This window comes from Glaciimonas sp. PAMC28666 (genome assembly GCF_016917355.1).
Classification (GTDB): Bacteria; Pseudomonadota; Gammaproteobacteria; order Burkholderiales; family Burkholderiaceae_D; genus Glaciimonas.
This window is the reverse complement of record NZ_CP070304.1, coordinates 221,579-245,790: the sequence shown is the minus strand read 5'-3', so window position 1 is coordinate 245,790 and position 24,212 is coordinate 221,579. Positions and strand designations below refer to the sequence as shown.

The following is a 24,212-nucleotide window of genomic DNA, read 5'->3' as shown; positions in this document are numbered from 1 at the left end:
CTCCAATAAATTGATGATGCATGCCAGGATGCGGCTATTCCGGTAACGTCTGGTCGCGTGTTTCAACGGCGAACGGCAGAATCAGAATGCCGACCCCGAAGGCCGCGGCCGTCCAGGCGACTGGCGTTCCGAGCGTGCCGTACCAATGAATGGCAGCGGCGAGTAAGAAGTTGACACCTGCGCCGATGAAGCGGCCGACGGAGGCATTGAAGGCGAACGCCGTGGCGCGTATGCGGGTGGGATATTGTTCGGGTAACCAGAGTGAGAAGATGGCGAAATTGCCGCCGAAGAAACCAAGGAACAGCAGCGATACCATGAATAGGTTGAGACCGTTGTCGAGGTAGAAAACCCAACCGAATGCGAACACAATGGAGAGCGCCATGCCGGCAAAATAAATGCCAAGCGCAACGCGCCGCCCGAGGCGCTCGGCCAGCCAAGGTGCTACCAGACAGCCAATAATCGTGCCGACCGATAACACTGCAGCGCCAATCGATGCCAAACGAACTGCGCCGACATGGTCGATGCCCGCACGGGTCGCCAGGGTGACGACTGCGGTTGCCTCGTAGACCGAACCGGCCCATAGACCGATGATGGCGACCCCGACCAGACTGGCGCTGGTGAGCGTGCGACGTCGATACGCTGGTGCAAACACTTCACGCCACGGTGCTCGCTCGGGCGTTGCTGGTTTGGACGTAGTATCGGTGCGCGGGAGGTTGCCGTGGTTTCCATGTTTGGCAGCTTTGCGCCATTGGCCGGGTTCCTTCACCTTGAATACAGTGAAGATCGCCACCAAAGCTGGTGCCAGTCCACATAGGAACATGACGCGCCAGCCGTAAGCAGCACCGACGGTGTAATTCAGCCATGCGGCGATAAAAAAGCCCAGGTAGTAGCCAGTTTGCAGATAGCCAGCACCCATCTTGCGGCGATCTTCCGGCCAGCTTTCGGCCACGTAAGTGCCAGCAAGCGCCCATTCTCCGCCGACGCCTATCCCGGCGATGAGCCGGAACGCAGCGAGTTCCCAAATGTTGTGGGAGAAAGCCGCCGCGCCTGTGAAAAGGGAATAAACGAGGATACTCGCCGCCAGCGTTTTGACGCGGCCGAAACGGTCGGCCAGCGGCCCCCATATAAACGATAAGCCCCAGCCGACCAGAAACAGCCCAAACATAATCGAGCCGTACATGCCGATATTGGCGACCGTGGGGGCAATACCCGAGGCCGGGAGCAGCTCGGTGAGTGCGGGTATTAAGACGAGCGCGAATATGACGGAATCGACACCGTCTAAAACCCACCCGGAATAGACCGCCCAGAAGCCGCCGATTTGCTCGCGGGTGAGGGGTGTTCGCTTGGGTTTGATACCCGGGGCGGATGCTACGACTGCTTTAAACATGGGAGTCTCCTTTTTTGGCCTGTTTTATGTGCTTTGGCTTGTTGGATGCGTGACTAAGAGGTTTTCGTTGTCAGCACTTCGGTTGTTGTGAAATCAGTGTAAATAGGCCGGTCATAACCTGCAAATATGAGATTCCTCTGATTCCATCGGATTTTCATATAGGATGGTGAGATTTGGAGGCAACATGGATCTGCGTCAGTTACGGTATTTCGTGAAGGTGGTGGAATGCGGCAATATCACGCGGGCCAGCGAAGCGGTGCATATAGCACAACCAGCCATCAGCCAGCAGATGCGCAATCTGGAACGCGATATGGGTATGCCGTTGCTGGAACGCAGTGTGCATGGCGTGACCCCGACCGCGGCTGGCTCAACACTTTATCGGCATGCGCTGGAGTTGTTGCGGCAAGCAGACGGCACGCGTGAGTTGTTACGTCAGGACGCCGAATTTCCGCAGGGCAAGGTGGCGGTGGGAATGCCCTCCAGCACCGCCAGAGTATTGGGAATTCCGCTGGCGCGCACGATACGCCAGCGCTATCCGGGCATCGAACTTGAGTTGATCGATCCGCCGAGCGCTGATTTGGGTGGGTTGATTGCTGGCGGGCGGGTTGCCCTTGCGGTGGTCGTGGATGCAGTTGAGACGCGCGGCATCGCCTCGCAGCGGTTGCTCACGGAAGCGCTTTACGTGATCGCGTGGCCGGAATTTCCCTTGCCGGGGGGGGCGGTATCGATTGCCGAACTGGCAAAGATGCCGCTGATTCTACCCCGCGCACCGAACACAATCCGCACTCGGGTTGATGCGGTAATGCTGGAGGCCGGTCTGCGCTGCGAGATTCAGTTCGAAGCGGGTTCTACCGACTTGCTGTTTGCTGCCGTGATGGCGAAGCTAGGCGTCACGATTTTGCCATGGACCGCAGCGCACGGTGAACTCACGCAAGATAAGCTCAAGCTGGCCAAAGTCGATCACAGCTTGTTCACGCGTGATTTGTCGCTTTGTTGGCACGATACGGCGTTGCTGAGCAACGCAGTACAGAAGGTCAAGTCGATCATTTTTGAATTGTTTGATGAACTGGGGAAACACCCGCAATGGGGCGTCGCGGGGTAAATTAAGCGGGGTCAGCACGTTGAAATGGCGCGAGAGGGAAAGGGACGGTCGTAAAAAAAAGGAACAAAAGGACTATGGATATTTTCAGATAATGACCACAACTAGGCGTCAGATCCTGTCAACCGTTTTAGTTGTATTATTTTGCAGGTATTTCATCGCTGCACTCTTTTTAAGACTATGATCTATTGTGTACTAGCCAATCGCGTGTTACGCCCCTTCTTTAGTTGCGGCGGGGAGCGCGGTGCCTCGTACCAATTTTATGTATTTTATGTTGTTTTTATATCAATATAGGACTGTACCCGTCAGGGTACACCGCTCATCATGAAATTATCCGGTTTTATCAATAGCCATACCGAGCAGATTATCAAGCAGTGGGAATCCGTTGCGCGAACACTCGGTGCACCTGCGAACCAGCTTTCGACAACTGCGCTGCGGGATCATGTGAAGAAAATATTGCAGGAAATTGCCTTGGATATAGTCACAGTACAAAGCGTGAGGCAACAAAAGGAGAAGATTGAAGGGACTGCTGTGGTTGCTGTGGACGACGAAAGCGCAGCAGCAACGCATGGCATCTTACGCCAGCTGAGCGGATTTTCGTTGGCCCAGTTGACTGCAGAGTATCGTGCGTTAAGGGCGATTGTTTTGCGTTTATGGTTGCCGCAAATTAACCGTATTTCGGAGGAAACGACCTACGATATGGTGCGCTTCAACGAGGCCATTGATCAAGCCCTGGCCGAATCGGTGACCACTTTCTCGGATCAGGAAACACGTACCCGGGACACTTTTCTGGCGATTCTGGGACACGATTTAAGAAGTCCTTTGGCGACCATGGCGATGGCCGGAGATTCTCTCTCACGGTTGGGCGAGCCGAAAGACAGTGTGCGACTTATTGGCGCGCGCGTGGTGAGAAGCGCTGCCACGATGAACGCGATGGTGAATGATCTGCTGGAGTACGCAAGGACCCAGCTGGGCGGAAAAATGCCGATGATCATGGAGACGGTGAATGTTGAAGAAATTTGTCAGGCCGCACTTGAGGACGCTAGTGCAGCACATCCTGATTGCGTATTCGAACTGGATACCTCGGGCAATCTGATTGATTCTTTTGATAGCGATCGCTTGCAGCAAGTTTTTTCGAATCTGTTGAATAACGCCGCGCAATATCGGACGACCAAACAGCCCGTGACCATTTGCGCAAAAGGCGGTCCGGAGGCGATCATCGTTACGGTGAAAAATCTCGGCCCGGTGATCCCATCAAAATCGTTGGCGGCGATTTTTACGCCGCTGATTCAACTGACTGTGGAGGGGCAATCGCATAGTCGACCGTCGACAAGTCTGGGATTGGGGCTGTTTATCGCGCGTCAAATCACCGAGGCGCACGGAGGTACAATTACCGTGGAGTCGAACGAGACTGCCGGCACCATTTTTACGGTCAAACTCCCGCGTAGGAAAACACTGCAATAGCGTGCGTCGGTTCGCCCTGATGCAAGTGGTGTCTGCACACCTATGGCACAGATGACTAAACCGGACGTTTTCAGCCCCCTGAAAATATCCGTCAGGTCATCTGCTACTATTTGCCTGGTTCCATGTGAGCATGGTCGCTGTTTCTTCTGTTTTGAACAGGCATTCACATCGATTTATTTAAATATGTTTATATTTATATTTAATATTCACTATTTAACTGCACGCCATTTTCAATCTGATTGAAAACAAAATATCAACTTGAGAGGATTACACGATGAACGGACATTGGATTGATATCCCGACCGCTGGCGCAACTGGATTTAGCGGCTATTTATCTTTACCCCCGACCGGCAAAGGTCCCGGAATTGTTCTGTTGCAAGAAATCTGGGGTGTCAACACGCATATCCGCACTGTCGCGGATCAATACGCTTTAGCTGGTTATGTTGTGCTGGCACCGGATGTGTTCTGGCGCATGGCACCACGGGTTGATTTGAGTTACGACGAAGCTGGCAACACTCAGGCGTTCGGGTTTTACCAAAAACTCGATACCGATCAGGCCGCGAAAGATGTTGCAGATGCAGTGGCTGCATTGCGCGCACTTCCCGAGCTGGATGGTAAAGTCGCGACACATGGCTATTGTCTTGGTGGTCAACTGGCTTATCGTGCTGCGGCGCTGAGCAAGGCCGATGCGGCGGTGTGCTTTTATGGTGGTGGAATTGATCAGCATCTGGACATCGCTGATCAGATCACGCAACCGATTTTGTTCCATTATGCGGACAATGACGCCCACATCACACAGGATAAAGTGGCAGCGGTGAAGGCGGCGTTTTCAGGTAAGGCTAACGCCACCTTTTACGACTATCCGGATACTGATCATGGTTTTAATTGCTGGGGCCGTCCGACCATGTATAACCAGCGCGCGGCGGCATTGGCAGAAGGTCGTACCTTGACCTTCCTGGCTGAAAATCTATAAGTTATAAAACCAGTCCTTTTCCATTCCAGGAAAAGGGCATCGTGTAGCGCTAACGACTGTCCACAAAATCAATGTTTCATCAAATGGTCGATCGTGCCGTAAATCCACAGCCAGCCGTCATCGATCAGTCTAGAGAAAAAATTCGCTTGCTCCACATTTCCTAATGCAATGATCGGCTGCGTCAGCACGACAGTGTCGCCGACGCTTACCTTGAGCTGACCAAGTTTGTTGCCTTCAGCGATGGGCGCAAACAAGGGGTTGTTGATCTCTACAGTTTGCTTGATTTTGCTGGTCTGGCCTTTAGGCACAGTGACATAAAGATCTTCATTGAAACCTGCTTTCAATTCTTTTTGTTTACCTTTCCATACCTTCGGCGTGGCCACCGCTTGTCCGTGCCCGTATAACTTGACGGTGTCAAAATTTTGATAACCCCATTGCAGTAGTTTGTGGCTCTCTTGCGCGCGCAAATTGCCAGATCGGGCGCCCAACACGACGGCGATAAGCCGTCTGTAGCCATTTCCATCGGGACGATTGGCTGAGGCAATCAGGCTGTAACCGGAAGCGGCGGTGAATCCGGTTTTTATACCGTCGATATTGGCATCTGCTGATAGCAGCTGATTGCGATTCGGCTGGGAAATTTTGTTGTAGGTGAACGATTTCACCGCGTAGATTTTGTAACATTCGGGATAGTCCAGCACAACATGGTTGGCGATGGTCGCCAAATCGCGTGCGGTAGAATAATTGCCGGGATCGGGCAGTCCGTGGGAGTTGGCAAAGTGGGTATCTTTTAATCCCCATATTCTTGCCGTGTTATTCATCTGGGCGACAAACGTGTCTTCTGTGCCGGAAATGGCTTCTGCCATGGCGACCGCCGCATCATTGCCTGACTGGACGATCAGGCCGTACAGCAAATCCTGAACGCTTACCGGGACGTCAGGTTGAATGAACATGCGTGAACCTTCATGATCGACCTTCCAGGCGCGGTTCGAAACGTTGACCATTTGATGCAGGTCGAGCTTTTTTTCTTGTATGGCAGCGCAGGCTAAATAACCTGTCATCAGTTTCACTAACGATGCCGGTTCGACCCGCACATCGGGATCGTGCGAAGCTAGTACGTGGTCACTATTGGTATCCAGCAGTAACCATGATTTTGCCGTTAAGGTGGGTTCTGCCGGTGTTTGGGCGCAAGCCGCCGACAACATAAAAACATTCAGAATAAAGATCGCTGAGAATTTTTTCATCTGTTCCTCCGTGCTTATTAGTGTTTATTAGTGCTTACTAACGCATGCTGAGAAGGTCGGGAATGCTCAAGGAGTGCGACGTTTCTATTGATAATTAAATAATGCACGAAAAACATGAGGGCGGCTAGCAGGATGACAATATATGACCGTGTTTCTGCTGAGCACTAGTATGACATTTTTTTTATATTTATCCGTTATTGCATGCGTAATGATGTATAAAAGCAGCGAACCATCACACGTCGCCGATCAACTAACCCGTACGATAATAAGCCTTACTACAGAGAAGATAATGGAAGAAGAATACGAAGTGCCTAGTCCACACGAGCATGCAATGGAGGAGGCTGTGGAAAAAGAGCGAGACGGTTTGGCGCAAAAGGTTGCGCTGATGACAGCGATCCTGGCGACCATTGGCGCACTGGTAAGTTATCAAAGCGGAGCAGCGCAGAACGAAGCGATGTTTTTAAAAAATCAGAGCATTTTGAAACAAGCTGAAGCTAGTGATCAGTGGGCTTTTTATCAGTCGAAATCGACTAAAAGTCATTTGGATGAAGCAGTTGCATCCTTGATAGAAAACCCTGAACAGAAAGCACGGTATCTGGCGGATCGCGATAAACAAGACCGGCAGAAAGCGGAGATAAAAACTGAGGCGGAGAAACTGCAAGCGGAGTCGCGCAAACTTGGAGAGGAGTCCGAGGCTAAACTGCGACCGCATGAGCGCCTGGCGCTTGGCATGACCTTCATACAGATTGCAGTCGCGTTAGCGGCGATTACCGTGTTGACCAGAAAGCGCTGGTTGATCTGGGGTTCGGTGATGTCGGCAGCGGTGGGAATTGTGTGTTCGGCCACAGCATTTTTATACTAGAAATCCATGAAAAAAACGCAGGTCTGACGCGAGTCGGACGTGCGTTTTTCATGTGTACTGCTGGAAATCAAACCCGGAAGATTTTTTCGTTGGTATGAACGATTTCAAATTTCGTGTCCGACAATTGATGTAAATGTCGTCCATCAGAAAGTTGGTAACTTTTGGGGCCCGGTAACTCGTTGAGTTCGCCGCTGGTGGACGATGCGGTAATCGGATCGTGATACACGTGTACATGATAGCTGCTGCCGGATGCGCCTTTGGCGTCGAATTTATCTACCAAATCCATGGAAGTCTCCTGTTGGTCGTGGATTGAATATCCGCAGTAACAATAGCAGATTTGAATAAATTTCTGGCGCTCTTTTACAAAGGGCGCACCATTATTTTACTGCTGCCAAAGGAAACCTGGCAATCATCTCCTTTTTTTTTGCGTCGGGCGTGATGGGGTTCGCGAGACTGAAGGTCTTATTTGAAATACGGAAACTAAAAGCAAAAACCCAGCTTCGCGGGCTGGGCTTGGTATTTCAATATCGGGTTGGCGGTAACGCTCCCCGATTAAGCTTTCTTCGAGTAAGCACTGCACCAACCGTTGGCCGAGACTACCTTGCCAGCAAAAAGCGGGCACGGTCCGTTAGCATCTGTCGCTTTTCCCTGGAATAGCGCGCAGTTCTTGCATGCCTGGGCTGGCACATGGTTAGGGTATTTTGCTTTGTCAACTTTGGTGGTGTCGTTGTTATAACCCAGAGCCACAGCTTGCGGATCGGTATTCGCGACGGGTGTTGCTTGGGCACGGGCATTTAGGGAGATGCCGATGGCAGATGCCGCTGCGATATGAGACAAGTTTTTCAAAAATATTCTACGATTACTCATGTGGACTCCTTATTTGGGCTATTTTTACGGTACCTCTACCGCGGTAGCGAATCGTAGCACGGGCATTTCAAACGCGTATATTTTTGCAAATATACAGTCCATGGCGATTGATAGTGTTAATTGATAATCAGATATTCCAATTAACGATTTAGTAACTTCAAATGGACGTTTGTAGCGCTGCGAAGGCTGAACGTATGCAAGTCGATTGCGGGGTTCATACTCAGTTAGCGGGTTATCAGCAGGGATTAGTGTGCGGTTAGTGTGCGGTTAGTGTGCGGTTACCACGCGGTTACTACGTATTTACAATGATTTCTCACGATAAGCTATCAGCAAAGTGCCACATGGACTCTGCAGTTTGATAAACTCCCCGCTTTACAGAAGGAACGCACATGACTGATGCACAACAACCCGCAGCTGTTCCAGCGATGCCGACAGATAGTTTGAATCCTGAATTCGTCGGCGTGTGCCGTGATATCGGTTACGAAGTCGGGCTATCGCTTAAGCCGGAACGCAAGGCTCAGCTTTTTACTGCTTTGGCTGATCTGAACGAGCTTGCCCTTGAGCTGCGTAGCAGTACCGACAATCCCAGCTTAAACGGTTTTCTGGATGGTGTGATCACCGCGCTGGAACAGTAGTCAGGTTCCATTACTAATAGTGTCGAGGTTATAGGGCGGATATGGGCGTTATAAAAAATAAAAGCGATGCGGCACAACTTGCCGTCAGTTGCCAGCAGGATGAGACTATGAAGCGGGTCGTCGGTCAGGGCCCGCGGGACAATGGATTTGCCGAAGTGAAGCCCGCATCGGCGGATGATGCCGCTTCCACAAAAGATCGCGAATGGGAGCGGCGCAAGTGGATCTGGCAGATGGGGACCATCGTGTTCATGGGCTTTAGTGGGTTGCTTCTCAACGCGGTGATCAAGCCATTTGCCACCCCGCGTTCGGCGTCCGTGATAGCTGCTGATGCGTATTGTCGGGACGACGGACAGGCCTATTCGGCTGCACAGGAGCCGCCAGCGAACTCACTCGCGCGGGTATGTGCGACCAACCAGCAAATGGAACAATCGGCGCGCATATCTCCGCGCGAGTAATGTTGACCGGCGTTGACGGGTGTTGACGAGTGTTGACGGGTGCTGACGGCGCCTTACGCCAGATCACAGGCAGTAATCGGTGCATTTAAATGAACGATGCAGCAAATTTGAGGTCAAGTATCGGCTTAGCATAGGAATCGAATATTCCAGTCATGTAGCGCTTGAGTCTTTACTTAACCACGGCTAACCGCCGCTTAACTATTGCTTAACTATTGCTTAGCTATTGCACAGTGATCGCTTAGTGGTTGTTTAGTTAATATTTTGTTAATGGTTGTTTAGCGCTTAAGCATCAATCAACGATAGATGGGATGTGGAGAATGCCATTGTTCCTATCGGATTCCGAGCTCCCGAATCCGTGAAATGGAATAAGAATGCAGAAAATTCGTTTGGCAGTATGTGGAGTCCTGGTCACAATGCTTGCCGCTTGCAGCACGACCGGCGGCAACGGAAGTCAGAATGGCGAAGCCACGCCGAGTGGTCCTGGCTATTACACGGTGCAAAAGGGTGATACGTTGTACAGTATTGGCCGCACGTTCAAGCAAGATCATCGTAGTATCGCGGCCTGGAATAAGCTGGCAGATATGAATGGGATTGAAGTAGGGCAAGTGCTGCGGGTAGCTCCGCTGGGTGCAGTAGCCAATGCGAGCGGCGCAAAAAGCGCAGAGCGGGTTGGTCCGAGTTCGGCCCCGCGCAAACCAGATCCATCAGCGGCGACGCCGCCGTCGGGATCGGGCGAGGAAAGTAAAATCGCTTGGCTATGGCCGACCGAGGGCGTGAAAACCAGTAGTTTTTCTGCGAAGAAAAAAGGAATTGAGATTGCAGGAACCATGGGGCAACCCATTCTGGCAGCCTCAAGCGGCAAGGTAATGTATGCCGGAGCCGGCATTCGGGGCTATGGCAATTTGCTGATCGTTAAGCATACCGGTAGCTTGTTATCTGTTTACGCGCATAACCAAACGATACTGGTGAAGGAGGGCGAGACGGTCAGCAAGGGACAGAAGATTGCCGAAATGGGCAAGTCAGATAGCAGCACCGTTAAGCTGTACTTCGAAATACGTCGTAATGGTAAGCCGATTGATCCTTCGGCCTTGTTTCCGGGACGCTAAACGCCGGCGGTTGCCTGTTAATCTTCCTGCGCCTCCGCCTTAGCGCGATGCCGATCTGGTGCCGGCCAGATGGTTGGATGAGTCGGCACGGATCGCGCTAAATGCGGCTACACTTCTGGTTGAATGACGTTAGGGGAACCACGGGAAATTTGCTGAGGCCGCTTGCGGCTAGCATATAATCCGGGGTTATTATCAGCGTTACGGTAATCCGGCATTCTCTGCTTCGGCGATCACTTTCTTGTATGGGCATTCAATAGCGATGAAAGTTTACAATTTGGGTTGCGATCAGCAGCATCGCTTCGAAGGCTGGTTTGCTTCGGAGCAGGATTTTTTATCGCAATCCGATCAGCATCAGATTGTCTGTCCGACCTGTGACAGCCCGCATGTTCGTAAATTGCCTTCTGCACCGCATCTCAATATATCGCACTTAGCGGCATCGGCCGCGGCCGCGGCACCATCTGCTGTATCGCATGATGCGCCCAGCGCCATGGCGGTCAGGCAGGAAACTGCAATGGCTGAAATGGCGCGCTATGTGTTAAAAAATACGAAAGATGTGGGAGAGCGCTTCACGGAAGAGGCGCGGCGTATGCATTACAAGGAAGTTCCCAATCACGCAATCCGAGGAGTGGCTAGCCCTGCGCAGCGCGAGGAATTGGCAGAGGAGGGGATTGATGTCGTTGAGTTGGCGTTGCCAGCGCGGTTTACGGAATCGCTGCAATAGGTACTATCTGAAGCGTTTATCGTCATTGGACGGAATTTGCTGTTAAGGTGAGTTGAGGTGAGCTGACCAATATTTTCTCTGACTCAGCCCATTTATGGCTTCGACCTCCGAGGTCGCTGAACCTTAGCCCTAGCTGCGATCTCGCAAGATGCGGGTTACGCCGTGAATTCTACGGACATTGCGCATCAGACGTGCCAGGTGAACCCGGTCTTCGATCTGAATCGTGAAGACCAACTGGGTCATCATCAAGTCCTTATCGTCATCCATATTCACGTAAGTAATATTGGCGTCGGACTCTCCGATGTCGGCGGCAATTCTCGCCAGTATCCCTTTTCCGTTATGTACCAAGACTTTAATTCGACAATCAAAACGTCGGTTTAATCCAGTTGCCCAACGCACTTCAATCCAGCGTTCCGGGTCTTTGCTGCGCTGTCTTTTTGCAGTGTTGCAATCTTCTGTATGGACCACTAAACCTTGATCGCGTTTGAGCTGCCCGATTAACAAGTCACCCGGAATCGGCAGGCAACAAGGTGACAATTGAATCGAAACGCCTTCACTGCCAGTAATGATGACCGCCTCTGCCTTGATCGGCAGCGCTAAACCTTCCATGTCCAATAACGGCAATGAGAGCGGCTGATTTTCGAGCAAGCCCATGATATGACGCGCTACCAGAGCCGCCATCCGTTTACCGACCCCGATGTCGGCATAAATTTCTTCCATCGAATTTGCGCTCGACTCATTGAGCAAGCGTTCAACCACAACCGGTGCCAACGCGGGGTTCAAATTAAGTGTTGCCAGCGCTTGCGACAACAGGCGTTTACCGAGATCAACAGACTCGTTCAAATTGCTGGTACGCAGATGGTGACGGATGGCAGACCGGGCTTTACCAGTGCGCACAAAACTCAACCAATTAGGACTTGGACGAGAGCTGCTGGAGGTGATAATTTCAACGATATCGCCATTGTGCAGCTCTGAACGCAGTGGTGCAGGTTCATGATTAATTTTGGCCGCAACGGTCTGATCGCCTACATCGGTATGAATCGTGTACGCAAAATCCAGTGCGGTAGCACCCCGCGGCAATGCGATGATTTTTGACTTGGGCGTAAATACATACACCGAGTCAGGGAACAGGTCGACTTTGACGTGTTCCAAAAATTCGGCCGAATCGCCGGTTTGTTTCTGTATGTCGAGCAGCGACTGCAGCCACGCATGCGTGCGTTGTTGCAACTCGCTCAGATCGCCATCTTCGTCTTTATACAGCCAATGGGCAGCGACGCCGGACTCTGCCACCCGATGCATATCTTGCGTTCTGATTTGAAACTCAACCGGCGTGCCGTAAGGACCAATCAACGTGGTGTGCAGCGACTGATAGCCGTTGAGTTTGGGGATCGCAATATAATCCTTAAACTTTCCTGGCATCGGCTTGTACAGCGCGTGTAAAGTCCCTAATGCAACGTAACAATTGGCAAACGTATCGACGACAATACGGAAACCGTAGACATCCAACACTTGCGAGAACGATAGATGCTTATTACGCATCTTGCGATAAATGCCGTAAAGCGTTTTTTCGCGACCGTCTATTTGCGTTGGAATGCCCGTAGCCAGCAGCGTGCTGTTCACGGAATCAAGAATTTTGCTAACGACTTCGCGGCGATTCCCACGCGCAGCGCGCACGGCTTTCTGTAGCGTACGGTGGCGCAGCGGGTGCAGATGCGAGAACGATAACTCTTGCAGCTCGCGATAAATATTGTTCAGACCGAGCCGATGCGCAATCGGCACATACACTTCCATGGTCTCACGTGCGATACGGCGTTTCTTCTCAGGAATCATCACGCCAAGCGTGCGCATGTTGTGCAGACGATCAGCCAGCTTGATCAGGATCACGCGCACATCACGCGCCATGGCAAGTAACATCTTGCGGAAATTTTCTGCCTGCGCTTCGATCTGACTCTGGAATTCGATTTTATCGAGTTTGGAGAGGCCGTCAACCAGACTCGCTACCGGCGCACCAAAGCGCTCGATCAGCTCGTCTTTTTTGACATCCTGATCTTCCATGACATCGTGCAGCAGCGCCGCCATGATGGCTTGGGCGTCGAGCTTCCAATCGGCGCAAATTTCGGCGACAGCAATTGGATGCGAGATGTAGGGTTCGCCTGATTTACGCATCTGCCCCAGATGCATTTCATCTGAAAAGCGATACGCTTCCTTGACCTTCTTCAACTCCGAAGGGGTCAGGTACTCAGCGAGTTTGGTGGTGAGGTGGGTGATCGATGCAACGCCTTTTTTCGACGCTGGCTGTTCAATAGGTGTTTCTGGTGGTGCAGTTTTAACTGGACGTGGGGACACGGCTCGTTTAACAGGAGCGGCTGATGGTAAGGTCGAATCTGGGGGAGTCAGGTTCATACTATATATACAACAGCCGCAATCCGTGAAAGATTAACCCGGCACTTTTTTAAGCATTTCAATCCCAACTTTGCCAGCAGCGATTTCACGCAAGGCGATGACAGTCGGTTTATCTTTCGCATCTACTTTTGGGGTGTGACCTTGCAAAAGCTGACGTGCGCGATAAGTTGCAGATAGGGTCAATTGAAAACGATTAGGGATGTGCTTGATGCAATCTTCAATGGTGATACGGGCCATATGTTCTCCGAAAAACAGGGTCATTGTCGCTCTTGCAACAGCGCCGATTGAGCGTCGTTGTCGTCAAGATTAACGTGGTGTCAACTTAGGTTGGCATGAATGCCAAGTTGCGCAAATAAGGATGCGTTACGAACTGCTTGTTGCGAGAAGCGGCAACGTGTCGCTTTGACAATAGCCGTTAGCTCTGACAAAGCATAAGAAAATTCTTGGTTGATAATAACATATTCAGACTCGGGCGCGTGGGCGATTTCCCCGCCTGCGGCCAGAATTCTGCGGGTGATGACCGGCGGCTCGTCTTGGCCCCGTTTTTTGAGACGATCTTCCAACGCAGCAATCGACGGCGGCAGGATAAAAATGCCGACAGCATGCGGAAATTGTTTCTTTACCTGCTGCGCGCCTTGCCAGTCGATTTCCAGTAAAACATCGGTCCCGGCTTGCATCTGTTCAGCGATCGCCAGGCGGGAGGTGCCGTAATAATTGCCGTGCACTTCGGCCCATTCCAGAAACTCGCCTTGTTTATGGCGCGCACGAAAATCTTCAACCGAGGTGAAATGATATTCCCGTCCGTCCGTTTCTTTGGTACGTGGTGCGCGCGTTGTATAAGAAATCGAGAGCTTGATCGCTGGCTCTTGCGCCAACAGCGCATTCACCAAAGTCGATTTGCCCGCGCCGGAAGGCGCAACCACCATGAATAAGCTGCCAGACATTGGATGTTCGTCGGGCATGGCAGCGACGTTAAGAATTTCATTTGGTGATAATGGTAATAGTGGCGGCGTCATGGCGTTTAATTCATTCGCAAAAGTGGTGGCGTGCCATGAAGCGCAGTGGTGATGGCAGGGCGGCGATGCCGAGGCAGTATCATCGATAATGCAGGACCGTCCCATAAATCAACCCAATCTACAGTACTTGCATGGCTTACTGATAGTGCAGCATTGTATCAGTGCCAAGCTGGTGTTGCAGAGAGGATAGTATGAGACCGAGGTAAATTCGGCGATAAAAAAGTAAAGCGGTATTAATCGATTTGGAAAAATTAGCCGTTTACGCCTTTATTCGCACCAAACCCCGAAGCAAGTGACGGTTTTGGTCATGTAAAATGGGATATAGACGAATTTTGTCGATAATTACGCTACTAACAGTGGGACCGTTATTGGCTTGTAGCAGGGCAGTTAGCAAAAAAGCCAAGCTGGCACGATCCCTGCTCTATGGTCTGTAGAAGTTCAACCTAATCTACAGGGAGTTTACCAATATGAATAAATCTATCCGTCGCATGTCGACCAAAGCGCAAAAGGGTTTTACTCTGATTGAATTGATGATCGTTGTGGCGATTATCGGTATTTTGGCAGCAGTGGCTCTTCCTGCTTATCAAAACTATTTGATCCGTGCCCGCGTAACAGAGGGTTTAACGCTTGCTGATTCAGCTAAAACAGCTGTCAGTGAAAATGCGATGGCAGGGCAGGCATTTGCTTCAGGTTGGACCGCTCCAAATGCGACGGCCAACGTGAACAGTATCGCAATTACCGCAGCCACTGGCGAAATAACAATTACCTACTCTGCTAAAGTTGCTCCGGTAGCGACAGCGACATTGGTGTTGGCACCACGTGACGGTACGAATGCCGGTGGTGCGCTTGTTGTTGGTACGCCTCCAGCCACCGGTTCAATTACATGGAACTGCAACTCCTCGACCGTAGCTGCTGGTAACTTAGGTGCTAAAGGTGCGATTTTGCCAACGTTCGTACCAGCAAATTGCCGTCTGTAATACTTTGATTTTGTAAGTCTCCGCAGTATTGTCGGATTTATGCCGTTCAGTTATAGACTGAACGGCATTTTTATTGTGTGGCCCACTGATCGGATGGGCCGTCCCTCGGTCGCTTTTAGCGTTCATAAAAAAATTTTAGCCAAGATTTAGGCGAAATAACGTCATGATGTTGAAAATGACTTGATTGATGCAGGATAAAAAAATACCAATCGGGGGAAGAAATGAATCGTTTTAAGGCTTTTGGCTGGCATTTATTGGTATCGATGGGGTTGGCGCTGTTGTCGGCTGCTCTTGTATTTCTTTTGTGGTATCCGGGATCAATTGCTTCCGCCACTGGTATAACTGATATTTTCCTGATGGTGTTGATGGTTGATGTGGTGCTAGGGCCACTGATAACGTTGATTGTCTATAACACTAAGAAAAAAGAATTGAAGCGCGATTTAGCGGTCGTAGCGCTTGTTCAGGTTTTTGCCTTGCTCTACGGTCTGCATATCGCGTTTATAGCGCGTCCGGTCTACATCGTATATAACGTGGGTCGGTTTGATTTAGTGTATGCAAACGATCTGACCCATGAAAAGCTGCTTCATGTCCGGCCGGAGTATCAAAGCTTGCCTTTATTGGGGCCTCAAGTGATCGCTGCTGTTATGCCGGCCGATGTGGACGCACGAAATGCCATTTTATTTAGCGCCATCAGTGGAGGGGATGATTTGCCTCAGTTGCCGCAATACTACGAACCCTACGCAACCCAGAAAACAGCGGCTTTGAGCCGCATTAAGTCGCTAAATGAACTCATCGAGTTGAATAAAGATAATGCGCCCGGTATAGACGCGCTGGAAAAGAAATACGCGAAAGTTTCTGGCGGAATTGGCTATTTCCCGCTTAAAGCCAAGACCGCAGATTTGGCTGTAATCGTTCAAAAAAATACAGGCAACTTTCTAGAAGTTGCGTCATTTCATCCCTGGTAGGCTGACTACGGGACTAAAGTCGGTAAAGTGATGATTAGCGCTTCAAAAATAACGCTCCTGCCTAGATTCTCATACTCGGTTAAACATCAATAAGCGTTCCCATGAGATCGGCAGCTATAATGCTGTTGGATGAGCTGAACGGCAGCGTTTTGCCTTGATGAACCAATCCTGACTGATACTTTATTCACTGCCCTGGCAGACTTACACCTTTTACCGACACTCTCTATGCAATACGTTTCCACGCGCGGCCACGCTACGGCACAATCTTTTTCGCACATTTTGCTGGGCGGTCTGGCACCGGACGGTGGCTTGTATTTACCCTCGGAATATCCGCAGGTTAGCGCTGCAGAGTTAAATCATTGGCGCACATTGTCATACGCAGAGCTGGCGTTTGAGGTGTTGCGGAAGTTTGCGACGGATATCCCGGAAGCCGATCTGCGGGCGTTGGTGCACAAAACCTATACCGGGACCGTCTATCGCAATGGTCGAGCGGGTGAGGACGCCAACCAAATTACGCCGTTGCGTGTTCTGGAAGAAGTTGACGGGTGCAAACTGGTCTTGCAGGCGCTGTCCAACGGACCGACCCTGGCGTTCAAGGATATGGCGATGCAGCTGTTGGGCAATCTGTTCGAATACACCTTGGCGAAGGATGATGCGGCGCTGAATATTTTTGGTGCGACGTCTGGCGATACCGGTAGCGCGGCGGAATACGCGATGCGCGGCAAGAAGGGCATTCGCGTGTTTATGCTGTCGCCTCACAGAAAGATGAGCGCGTTCCAGTCAGCGCAAATGTTTAGTCTACAAGATCCGAATATTTTCAATATTGCTGTCGAGGGTAATTTTGATGACTGTCAGGATATGGTCAAGGCGGTTTCCAACGATCACGCGTTTAAAGCAGCGCAAAAGATTGGTACCGTGAATTCAATCAATTGGGCACGCGTTGTGGCGCAGGTGGTGTATTACTTCCGTGGCTATTTGAGTGCGACGACCAGCAACGACCAAAAAGTGTCGTTTACTGTTCCCTCTGGCAACTTTGGCAATGTTTGCGCGGGTCATATAGCGCGAATGATGGGTTTGCCGATCGATAAACTGGTAGCAGCGACCAACGAAAACGATGTTCTCGATGAGTTTTTCCGCACTGGTATCTATCGCGTTCGTAAATCGGCCGAAACGTACCACACCAGTAGCCCGAGCATGGATATCAGCAAAGCGTCCAATTTTGAGCGGTTTGTGTACGACTTGATCGGACAAGATCCCGTGCGTTTAAGTGCGTTGTTTCACAAAGTTGAAACCCAGGGAGGCTTTGATTTGTCGGGCGCGCCCGGCAGCGACGGTGATGAATTCCGTAAAATTGCGGAGTATGGTTTTCAGTCGGGTAAGTCAACCCATCAGGATCGTTTGGATACTATCCGAGATGTTGAGAAGCGTTATGGCATCACGATTGATACCCACACCGCCGATGGCGTGAAAGTCGCCCGCGATTATTTGTCGCCCGGAGTGACGATGATTGTGTTGGAAACGGCATTGCCCGCAAAGTTTAATGAAACGATTCGTGAGGCGTTGGGGCGGGATGCTGAGCGGCCTGAGGGGTTTGAGAATATTGAGGATTTGCCGCAGCGGTTTGAGGTTATGGCTGCGGATGTGGGGGTTGTTAAGGGGTTTATTGCTGGGCATACGGGGTTGTAAATTGTTGCGGAGGTGAAGGTTGATTCGGATAATTTAGGTCGTCGTTGGGCCCTGCGGGGCTTGTTCGGTTTTCGTTACTTAACCAAGTTAACTAACGAAAACCGAAAACCGAAAAACCGAAACAAGCCTCAACGGAGCAATAGCCTTATTAATTAAAAATGACCGTAATGCTAGGAAACCCAAAGGGCAACATCACTGCGGTGGTCCTCTTTCTGGTTACTTACTCTCGGCGGGGGTGCCGAGCCGAAGCAAGAAAAAGTGAAAATCCACCAGCTCTATTTAAACCAAACCAACCCCAATTAAACGGATGAACAAAAGATGCAAAAACCAACAATGCTCACCGTCCCAGCAGCACTAGATTTCCTGTTAAACGCCGCCCGCCCAATCACCACCGTTGAAACCACCCCAACGTTATCCGCCAACGGCCGCATCCTCGCGACCCCTCAAACATCCCAACTAAACGTCCCCCCAGCCGACAACACCCAAATGGACGGCTACGCTGTGCGCGCAGAAGACTGCGCCAGCGGTGCTGCGAGACTCCCCATATCGCAACGCATCCCCGCCGGCCACGTCGGCCAGCCATTACAGGCCGGCACCGCCGCCCGGATATTCACCGGCGCCATGATTCCTGCTGGTGCTGACGCGGTCGTCATGCAGGAAATGTGCGCTGTAGACGGAGATGCGGTAGTGATAAACCATGCGCCCAAATCCGGCGAATGGATCCGACGCGCGGGTGAAGATATTCACGCGGGTAAAGAAATTCTTCCCGCTGGCACACGACTGCAACCCCAACATCTCGGCCTGGCGTCCTCGGTCGGATTAGCCGACTTGCCGGTATTTCGCAAATTACGGGTCGCTGTGTTTTTTACCGGCGACGAATTGGCGATGCCGGGTGATGCGTTGAAAGCGGGTGCTATCTACAATTCAAATCGCTTCGTATTGCGCGGATTGCTGGAAAATCTCGGATGTGAAATCACCGATTACGGTATTGTTCCCGATTCACTCGCCGCTACCCGCAGCACCTTACGACTAGCGGCAGAGCAGCATGACCTGATTATTACTTCTGGCGGCGTCTCCGTCGGAGAAGAAGATCATGTGAAGCCTGCGGTAGAAGCGGAAGGCCAGCTCAACATGTGGCAAATTGCGATGAAGCCCGGAAAACCGCTGGCTTTTGGTGAAATCAACCGCAGCGGCAGCGGCAGTGTCGATGGCGTTGATAGCGTTGATACGGCATTTTTTATGGGCTTGCCTGGCAATCCTGTATCGAGTTTTGTGACCTTTTTGCTGTTTGTGCGACCTTTTATTTTGCGCTTGCAAGGTTGTCATCATGTGACACCTGAAACCTATTCCGTGCGCGCAGACTTCGCCTGGATCAAGGCTGATAGCCGGCAAGAGTTCTTACGCGTAAAATTCAATGTTCACGGTGGTCTCGATCTGTTTCCGCAACAGGGTTCGGGCGTGCTGACGTCGACCGTATGGGGCGATGGCCTGGTTGATAATCCTGCCGGAAAAACTATTGCTGTTGGTGACATTGTGCGCTTTCATCCATTTTCGGCGTTATTACGCTAGGACATAACGTTGATTCAGATGCAATATGTGAGGCAACCAGCATGGATGCAAACAAATCCCTTCAGCTTGGAGAGTGAGAAAATTCAATGAAGATTCAATTACGTTTTTTTGCCAGCGTTCGTGAAGCGCTTAATCTGACGCAGGAGACAGTCGAGCTTCCAGAGTCGGTGGCTTCAGTCGGCGATGTGCGTGACTATTTACGCACCCGGGGCGGTAAGTGGGAAGAGGTTTTGGGAGAGGGCAAGGCCTTGCGTATGGCTTACAATCAAATCATGACGACCGCTGATCAGCCATTGACTGAGGATTGCGAAGTGGCGTTTTTCCCTCCCGTGACCGGTGGCTGACGGACGCGAAAAATTGAAATCGTTGGCAAGCATGTTCCATAGTCAGACTTACCGATTAACGCAAAATACGCTTGATGAGTCGATGGTGGGGGTAGGTAATCGTCGGTAATTTTTTAAGGTAACTTGCACGGCCATTCTTAACGCAAACTAGCGACATTACTGCGAGCGCTCAATGTCCAACTCAATGTCCAACTTTATGTCCCTTCAATCTGACTGGTAAGGATCGTATGCAACTTCAAACGTGGCTTTTTTATCTCGCAGCTGTCGCCGTGTTGGTGGCAACCCCAGGACCAACCGTCCTCAATTGTGTGACCAATGCGGTTAACTTTGGGGTACGTCGGGCGCTTTTCGGTGCGTTCGGCAGTTTGACCGCGGTCTGCCTGGTGATGACGGTATCGGCGTTTGGTTTGGGTGCCGTTCTGGCGACCTCTGAGAAGATATTTTTGACGATCAAATGGTGCGGTGCGGCCTATTTAATTTATATTGGCATAAAAACTTTCCGCTCGCACCAATCAAATTTTGAAGTTGAAAATGAAAACACAGAAGTCAAATCAACTTCGCCGCGATTGCTGTTGAGGTTGTATTTAAACGGGTTTTTGGTGGGTGCCAGCAATCCTAAGGCGCTGCTGTTTTTTACCGCGCTATTCCCGCAATTTTTGAATCCGCAAGCACCACAGGTGCCACAATTCCTGATTTTAGGTTTGACATTTATTTGCTGCGAACTGGCTGGCCTGACGTTTTATTCTAGCTTTGCCGTGCGGGCAGCGCCATGGCTGAGAGCGCAGGGACGAGCGCGCGTATTCAATCGCGTGTCGGGATGCGTTTTTATCGGCGCAGGTGCGTTGCTGGCAAGCATCAGGCATAGCCCAAAGTGATTCACTCAATTTAGTTTGGTTCGATAGGTGCCATTTCAACTTTCAACAAGAATTGCCCTCAAGGACCGCTTTATGCCAATACGAATACAAACCGCTGACTTTGATCTTTCTACAGAGCTTCTGGATTTACGCCGCAGCAATCCGAAAATCGGTGCGGTAGTGAGTTTTGTTGGCGCGGTCAGAGATATTAACGCTGGCAGTTCAGTAGCAGAAATGACGCTTGAGCATTATCCGGGCATGACCGAAAATGCATTGTCAGCAATTGTGGAGCAAGCTAAAGCGCGCTGGGAAATCGTCGACGCCTTGGTGATTCATCGCGTCGGGCCATTAATGCCGATGGATCAGATCGTACTGGTGGCAGTGGCCGCCTCGCATCGGGGAGAGGCCTTTTCCGCCTGTGAATTTATCATCGATTACCTGAAAACCGATGCGCCTTTCTGGAAAAAAGAACAAACGCCCGAAGGTGCGCGATGGGTCGATGCACGCGATAGTGATGATGCGGCGCGCAATAAGTGGCGCTAAAGTTGGTTGGATAAGGGCTAAACAAGATTGCCTGATCCCTTAATCCAGTTTTACCGGCGCTCGGCTGGTGCTTCTCCCGTCCCTTTCCGCCCGTTTATCCCCCGCCATCGGTGCAGTCGCGCCTGGTGATCCATAAAAATGTCCATTACAGTCAAGCCTTCGAAGTGCGGCAGCGGCTACTGTAATACTTTAGTTGTATTTTTATCATCTTAATTTACTTGATTACTGCGCTTGAGAATCAACATTCTTGAAAAAAATAGATAAGCCCCAATTTTCTGTAGAGATAAAGTATACGATTCTATGTAACAGATATTTTGGAGATCACCATGCGTTTCGACAAACTCACGACAAAATTGCAGGAAGCCATATCGGACGCCCAAAGCCAGGCAGTCGGGAATGACAACCAATATATTGACCCGATCCATATTCTGATTGCGCTCCTCAATCAGGATGATGGGAGCGCCCGCTCATTATTGCAGCGTGCCGGGGTTAATGTGGCGGCGCTCTCAAGTGGGCTCAAGGCAGCGTTGGAGCGCTTGCCTAAAGTATCCGGCAATGGCGGCGAAGTACAAATTGGCCGGGAATTGCTGGGCTTGCTAAACATCGCGGATAGGGAAGCGCAAAAACATGGCGATCAATTTATCGCCAGTGAGATGCTGTTGCTTGGACTGCTGGATGATAAATCGGAAGCCGGTAAACTGGCGCGTGAGCATGGGTTGACGCGGAAGGCATTGGAGGCGGCGATTAGCGCTGTGCGCGGTGGCGATAACGTGGCATCGCAGGATGGTGACGGGCAGCGCGAGGCGTTAAAAAAATACACGCTGGATCTGACCGAACGTGCTCGTCAGGGCAAGCTCGACCCGGTGATAGGCCGCGACGACGAAATTCGCCGGGCGATCCAGGTCTTGCAACGGCGCAGCAAAAATAATCCAGTGCTGATCGGCGAACCCGGCGTCGGCAAAACTGCCATTGTTGAAGGATTGGCGCAACGCATCGTCAATGGCGAAGTGCCGGACAGCTTAAAATCCAAACGCGTGTTGTCGCTTGACATGGCTTCCTTGCTTGCCGGGGCTAAATTTCGCGGTGAATTTGAGGAGCGGTTAAAAGCGGTCTTGAAGGAAATCGCTCTCGACGAGGGACAGACGATTGTCTTTATCGACGAATTGCACACGATGGTTGGCGCGGGCAAAGCCGAGGGGGCGATGGATGCCGGCAATATGCTGAAGCCTGCATTGGCGCGTGGCGAACTGCATTGCGTGGGCGCGACCACACTCGACGAGTATCGCAAATACATCGAAAAGGACGCGGCTTTAGAGCGTCGTTTCCAAAAAATTCTGGTTGACGAACCTTCGGTCGAAGCGACCATTGCGATCTTGCGCGGATTACAAGAAAAGTACGAAGTGCATCATGGCGTTCAGATTACCGATCCTGCCATCGTGGCCGCGGCCGAGCTATCGCATCGCTATATAACGGATCGATTTCTGCCGGACAAGGCGATTGATCTGATTGATGAAGCGGCAGCCAAGATCAAGATCGAAATAGATTCGAAACCCGAGGTGATGGACAAACTTGACCGTCGTTTGATTCAGCTGAAAATTGAGCGCGAGGCGGTGAAAAAGGAAAAGGACGAGGCTTCTCAAAAGCGCTTGGGTCTGATCGAACAAGAAATTGAAAAATTAGCGCGTGAATATGCAGATCTGGAAGAAATCTGGAAGTCGGAAAAGGCCAGCGCGCTTGGTAGCCAGCATTTGAAGGAGGAGATCGAGAAGTTGCGTCTGCAAATCGACGAGGCGACGCGCAACAGCGACTGGCAAAAAGTTTCTGAGTTGAAATATGGCAAGATGAATGAACTCGAAAAAGCGCTCGAAGTACAGCAGAAGCAAGATTTGCTGGACGAGTCCAATCCCGATCCGAGCGCCAAACCGCGATTGGTGCGTACTCAGGTGGGCGCTGAAGAGATTGCAGAAATCGTGTCGCGTTCTACCGGTATTCCGGTGTCGAAGATGATGCAGGGCGAGCGGGAAAAATTGCTCAAGATGGAAGATGAATTGCATCGCCGCGTGATTGGACAGGATGAGGCCATCGTTGCAGTGTCCGACGCGATTCGTCGCTCACGGGCAGGGCTAAGCGATCCTGACCGGCCGTACGGTTCGTTTATGTTCCTGGGACCAACAGGGGTGGGTAAAACCGAGCTATGCAAGGCGCTGGCTGCTTTTCTGTTTGATACTCAGGATGCGATGATCCGTATCGACATGAGTGAATTTATGGAGAAGCATTCGGTCTCGCGATTGATTGGTGCGCCGCCGGGCTATGTGGGCTACGAGGAAGGCGGCTATTTGACCGAGGCGGTGCGCCGCAAACCGTATAGTGTGATTTTGCTGGACGAAATTGAGAAGGCGCATCCTGATGTCTTTAATGTACTGTTGCAGGTGTTGGATGATGGCCGCATGACCGATGGTCAGGGACGGACGGTCGACTTCAAAAATACCGTTATCGTGATGACTTCGAATTTGGGTTCGCATCGGATTCAGGCAATGGAGGGCAGCGATCCGGCTGAGGTGAAAATGGAAGTCATGGGAGAAGTGAGGAATCATTTCCGTCCGGAATTCATCAATCGAATCGATGAAATTGTCGTCTTCCATTCGCTCGACGAAAAAAATATCGGTGCTATCGCCAAGATTCAACTGAGGATTCTGGAGCAACGGCTTGGCAAACTGGATATGCAACTCGATATTTCCGAGAGCGCGTTACAAAAAATCGCGGAAGCAGGATTTGACCCTATCTATGGCGCACGGCCATTAAAGCGGGCCATCCAGCAGCAAATTGAAAATCCGCTGTCCAAACTGATACTGGAAGGGAAATTTGGGCCAAAAGATAGCGTTCACATTAATGTGAAGGATAGCGAAATAGTGTTCGCTAAATCGGGAAATTGAGACGATTATCTGATCATTGATGAACCGAAATAGGCTGCGTAATCTAATAGCCCGGGCTGTTGAAATACGATAAGGCGAGCCACGAGGGAAACCTCGTGGCTTTTTTCTGATT

Annotated in this window: 23 protein-coding genes; 16 read left to right on the top strand and 7 right to left on the bottom strand. The window is 51.0% G+C overall.

Translation table 11 applies throughout. The features are described 5' to 3' along the window. Positions 1-34: 34 nt before the first annotated feature. Positions 35-1,387 carry an MFS transporter gene (locus JQN73_RS01060; RefSeq protein WP_205321264.1) on the bottom strand — a complete coding sequence of 451 codons (1,353 nt, stop codon included), beginning with the start codon at positions 1,385-1,387 and terminating at the stop codon, positions 35-37. Positions 1,388-1,571: 184 nt separating this feature from the next. On the opposite strand from JQN73_RS01060, the gene JQN73_RS01055 reads away from it, so the two are divergent. From JQN73_RS01055 to JQN73_RS01045, 3 genes are all read left to right on the top strand, one after another. Beyond that, the gene (locus JQN73_RS01055) at positions 1,572-2,489 is read left to right on the top strand and encodes a LysR substrate-binding domain-containing protein (protein WP_205321263.1); all 918 of its coding nucleotides are present in this window, start codon (positions 1,572-1,574) and stop codon (positions 2,487-2,489) included. Positions 2,490-2,810: 321 nt separating this feature from the next. Then, entirely contained in the window at positions 2,811-3,950 is a 1,140-nt protein-coding gene (locus JQN73_RS01050) for a sensor histidine kinase (protein ID WP_205321262.1), read from the top strand. A gap of 274 nt (positions 3,951-4,224) precedes the next feature. After that, positions 4,225-4,923 carry a dienelactone hydrolase family protein gene (locus JQN73_RS01045; RefSeq protein ID WP_205321261.1) on the top strand — a complete coding sequence of 233 codons (699 nt, stop codon included), beginning with the start codon at positions 4,225-4,227 and terminating at the stop codon, positions 4,921-4,923. A 68-nt stretch (positions 4,924-4,991) separates the two neighbouring features. On the opposite strand, the gene JQN73_RS01040 is transcribed toward JQN73_RS01045, so the two are convergent. Further along, complete coding sequence (locus tag JQN73_RS01040) at positions 4,992-6,164, bottom strand: D-alanyl-D-alanine carboxypeptidase family protein (protein WP_205321260.1); 1,173 nt, start codon at positions 6,162-6,164, stop codon at positions 4,992-4,994. Positions 6,165-6,453: 289 nt separating this feature from the next. Between JQN73_RS01040 and JQN73_RS01035 the strand changes: the two genes are divergently transcribed. Next, entirely contained in the window at positions 6,454-7,026 is a 573-nt protein-coding gene (locus tag JQN73_RS01035; protein ID WP_205321259.1) for a DUF4337 domain-containing protein, read from the top strand. 67 nt (positions 7,027-7,093) lie between these two features. Here the strand turns inward: JQN73_RS01035 and JQN73_RS01030 are convergent, their stop codons facing one another. Then, positions 7,094-7,312, bottom strand: a complete 219-nt coding sequence (locus tag JQN73_RS01030; protein WP_205321258.1) for a hypothetical protein — start codon at positions 7,310-7,312, stop codon at positions 7,094-7,096. Positions 7,313-7,578: 266 nt separating this feature from the next. Further along, entirely contained in the window at positions 7,579-7,893 is a 315-nt protein-coding gene (locus JQN73_RS01025) for a high-potential iron-sulfur protein (RefSeq protein ID WP_205321257.1), read from the bottom strand. 389 nt (positions 7,894-8,282) lie between these two features. Between JQN73_RS01025 and JQN73_RS01020 the strand changes: the two genes are divergently transcribed. The 4 genes from JQN73_RS01020 to JQN73_RS01005 all read left to right on the top strand — a co-directional run bounded on the left by JQN73_RS01020 (position 8,283) and on the right by JQN73_RS01005 (position 10,810). Further along, complete coding sequence (locus JQN73_RS01020; RefSeq protein WP_205321256.1) at positions 8,283-8,528, top strand: hypothetical protein; 246 nt, start codon at positions 8,283-8,285, stop codon at positions 8,526-8,528. A 41-nt stretch (positions 8,529-8,569) separates the two neighbouring features. Then, positions 8,570-8,983 (top strand): hypothetical protein, encoded by a 414-nt coding sequence (locus tag JQN73_RS01015; RefSeq protein ID WP_205321255.1) that lies wholly within the window; start codon positions 8,570-8,572, stop codon positions 8,981-8,983. Positions 8,984-9,354: 371 nt separating this feature from the next. Further along, on the top strand, positions 9,355-10,089 hold the full coding sequence (locus JQN73_RS01010; RefSeq protein WP_205321254.1) for a peptidoglycan DD-metalloendopeptidase family protein: 735 nt from the start codon (positions 9,355-9,357) through the stop codon (positions 10,087-10,089). A gap of 259 nt (positions 10,090-10,348) precedes the next feature. Then, positions 10,349-10,810 (top strand): DUF1178 family protein, encoded by a 462-nt coding sequence (locus JQN73_RS01005; RefSeq protein WP_205321253.1) that lies wholly within the window; start codon positions 10,349-10,351, stop codon positions 10,808-10,810. Between the two features lie 129 nt (positions 10,811-10,939). Here the strand turns inward: JQN73_RS01005 and JQN73_RS01000 are convergent, their stop codons facing one another. From JQN73_RS01000 to gmk, 3 genes are all read right to left on the bottom strand, one after another. Beyond that, positions 10,940-13,213, bottom strand: coding sequence for a bifunctional (p)ppGpp synthetase/guanosine-3',5'-bis(diphosphate) 3'-pyrophosphohydrolase (locus JQN73_RS01000; RefSeq protein WP_205321252.1), 2,274 nt, complete (start codon positions 13,211-13,213; stop codon positions 10,940-10,942). A 33-nt stretch (positions 13,214-13,246) separates the two neighbouring features. Next, positions 13,247-13,450: a DNA-directed RNA polymerase subunit omega gene (gene rpoZ, locus JQN73_RS00995; protein ID WP_168052254.1), complete on the bottom strand. Its 204-nt coding sequence runs from the start codon at positions 13,448-13,450 to the stop codon at positions 13,247-13,249. 80 nt (positions 13,451-13,530) lie between these two features. Further along, a complete protein-coding gene (gene gmk, locus JQN73_RS00990) occupies positions 13,531-14,175 on the bottom strand; it encodes a guanylate kinase (RefSeq protein ID WP_205323099.1) in 645 nt (214 codons plus the stop codon). Positions 14,176-14,696: 521 nt separating this feature from the next. On the opposite strand from gmk, the gene JQN73_RS00985 reads away from it, so the two are divergent. The 8 genes from JQN73_RS00985 to clpB all read left to right on the top strand — a co-directional run bounded on the left by JQN73_RS00985 (position 14,697) and on the right by clpB (position 24,100). Next, positions 14,697-15,206 carry a pilin gene (locus JQN73_RS00985; RefSeq protein WP_304607800.1) on the top strand — a complete coding sequence of 170 codons (510 nt, stop codon included), beginning with the start codon at positions 14,697-14,699 and terminating at the stop codon, positions 15,204-15,206. A gap of 221 nt (positions 15,207-15,427) precedes the next feature. Next, complete coding sequence (tfpZ, locus tag JQN73_RS00980) at positions 15,428-16,171, top strand: TfpX/TfpZ family type IV pilin accessory protein (RefSeq protein WP_205321251.1); 744 nt, start codon at positions 15,428-15,430, stop codon at positions 16,169-16,171. Between the two features lie 225 nt (positions 16,172-16,396). Further along, a complete protein-coding gene (thrC, locus tag JQN73_RS00975; RefSeq protein WP_205321250.1) occupies positions 16,397-17,857 on the top strand; it encodes a threonine synthase in 1,461 nt (486 codons plus the stop codon). Positions 17,858-18,175: 318 nt separating this feature from the next. Next, positions 18,176-19,426 carry a gephyrin-like molybdotransferase Glp gene (glp, locus tag JQN73_RS00970; RefSeq protein WP_205321249.1) on the top strand — a complete coding sequence of 417 codons (1,251 nt, stop codon included), beginning with the start codon at positions 18,176-18,178 and terminating at the stop codon, positions 19,424-19,426. 86 nt (positions 19,427-19,512) lie between these two features. Further along, positions 19,513-19,770, top strand: coding sequence for a molybdopterin converting factor subunit 1 (gene moaD / locus JQN73_RS00965; protein ID WP_205321248.1), 258 nt, complete (start codon positions 19,513-19,515; stop codon positions 19,768-19,770). Between the two features lie 227 nt (positions 19,771-19,997). After that, complete coding sequence (locus JQN73_RS00960; protein WP_205321247.1) at positions 19,998-20,645, top strand: LysE family translocator; 648 nt, start codon at positions 19,998-20,000, stop codon at positions 20,643-20,645. 72 nt (positions 20,646-20,717) lie between these two features. Further along, the gene (gene moaE / locus JQN73_RS00955; protein WP_205321246.1) at positions 20,718-21,167 is read left to right on the top strand and encodes a molybdopterin synthase catalytic subunit MoaE; all 450 of its coding nucleotides are present in this window, start codon (positions 20,718-20,720) and stop codon (positions 21,165-21,167) included. A 326-nt stretch (positions 21,168-21,493) separates the two neighbouring features. Then, positions 21,494-24,100: an ATP-dependent chaperone ClpB gene (gene clpB / locus JQN73_RS00950; protein WP_205321245.1), complete on the top strand. Its 2,607-nt coding sequence runs from the start codon at positions 21,494-21,496 to the stop codon at positions 24,098-24,100. Positions 24,101-24,212: the final 112 nt, after the last annotated feature.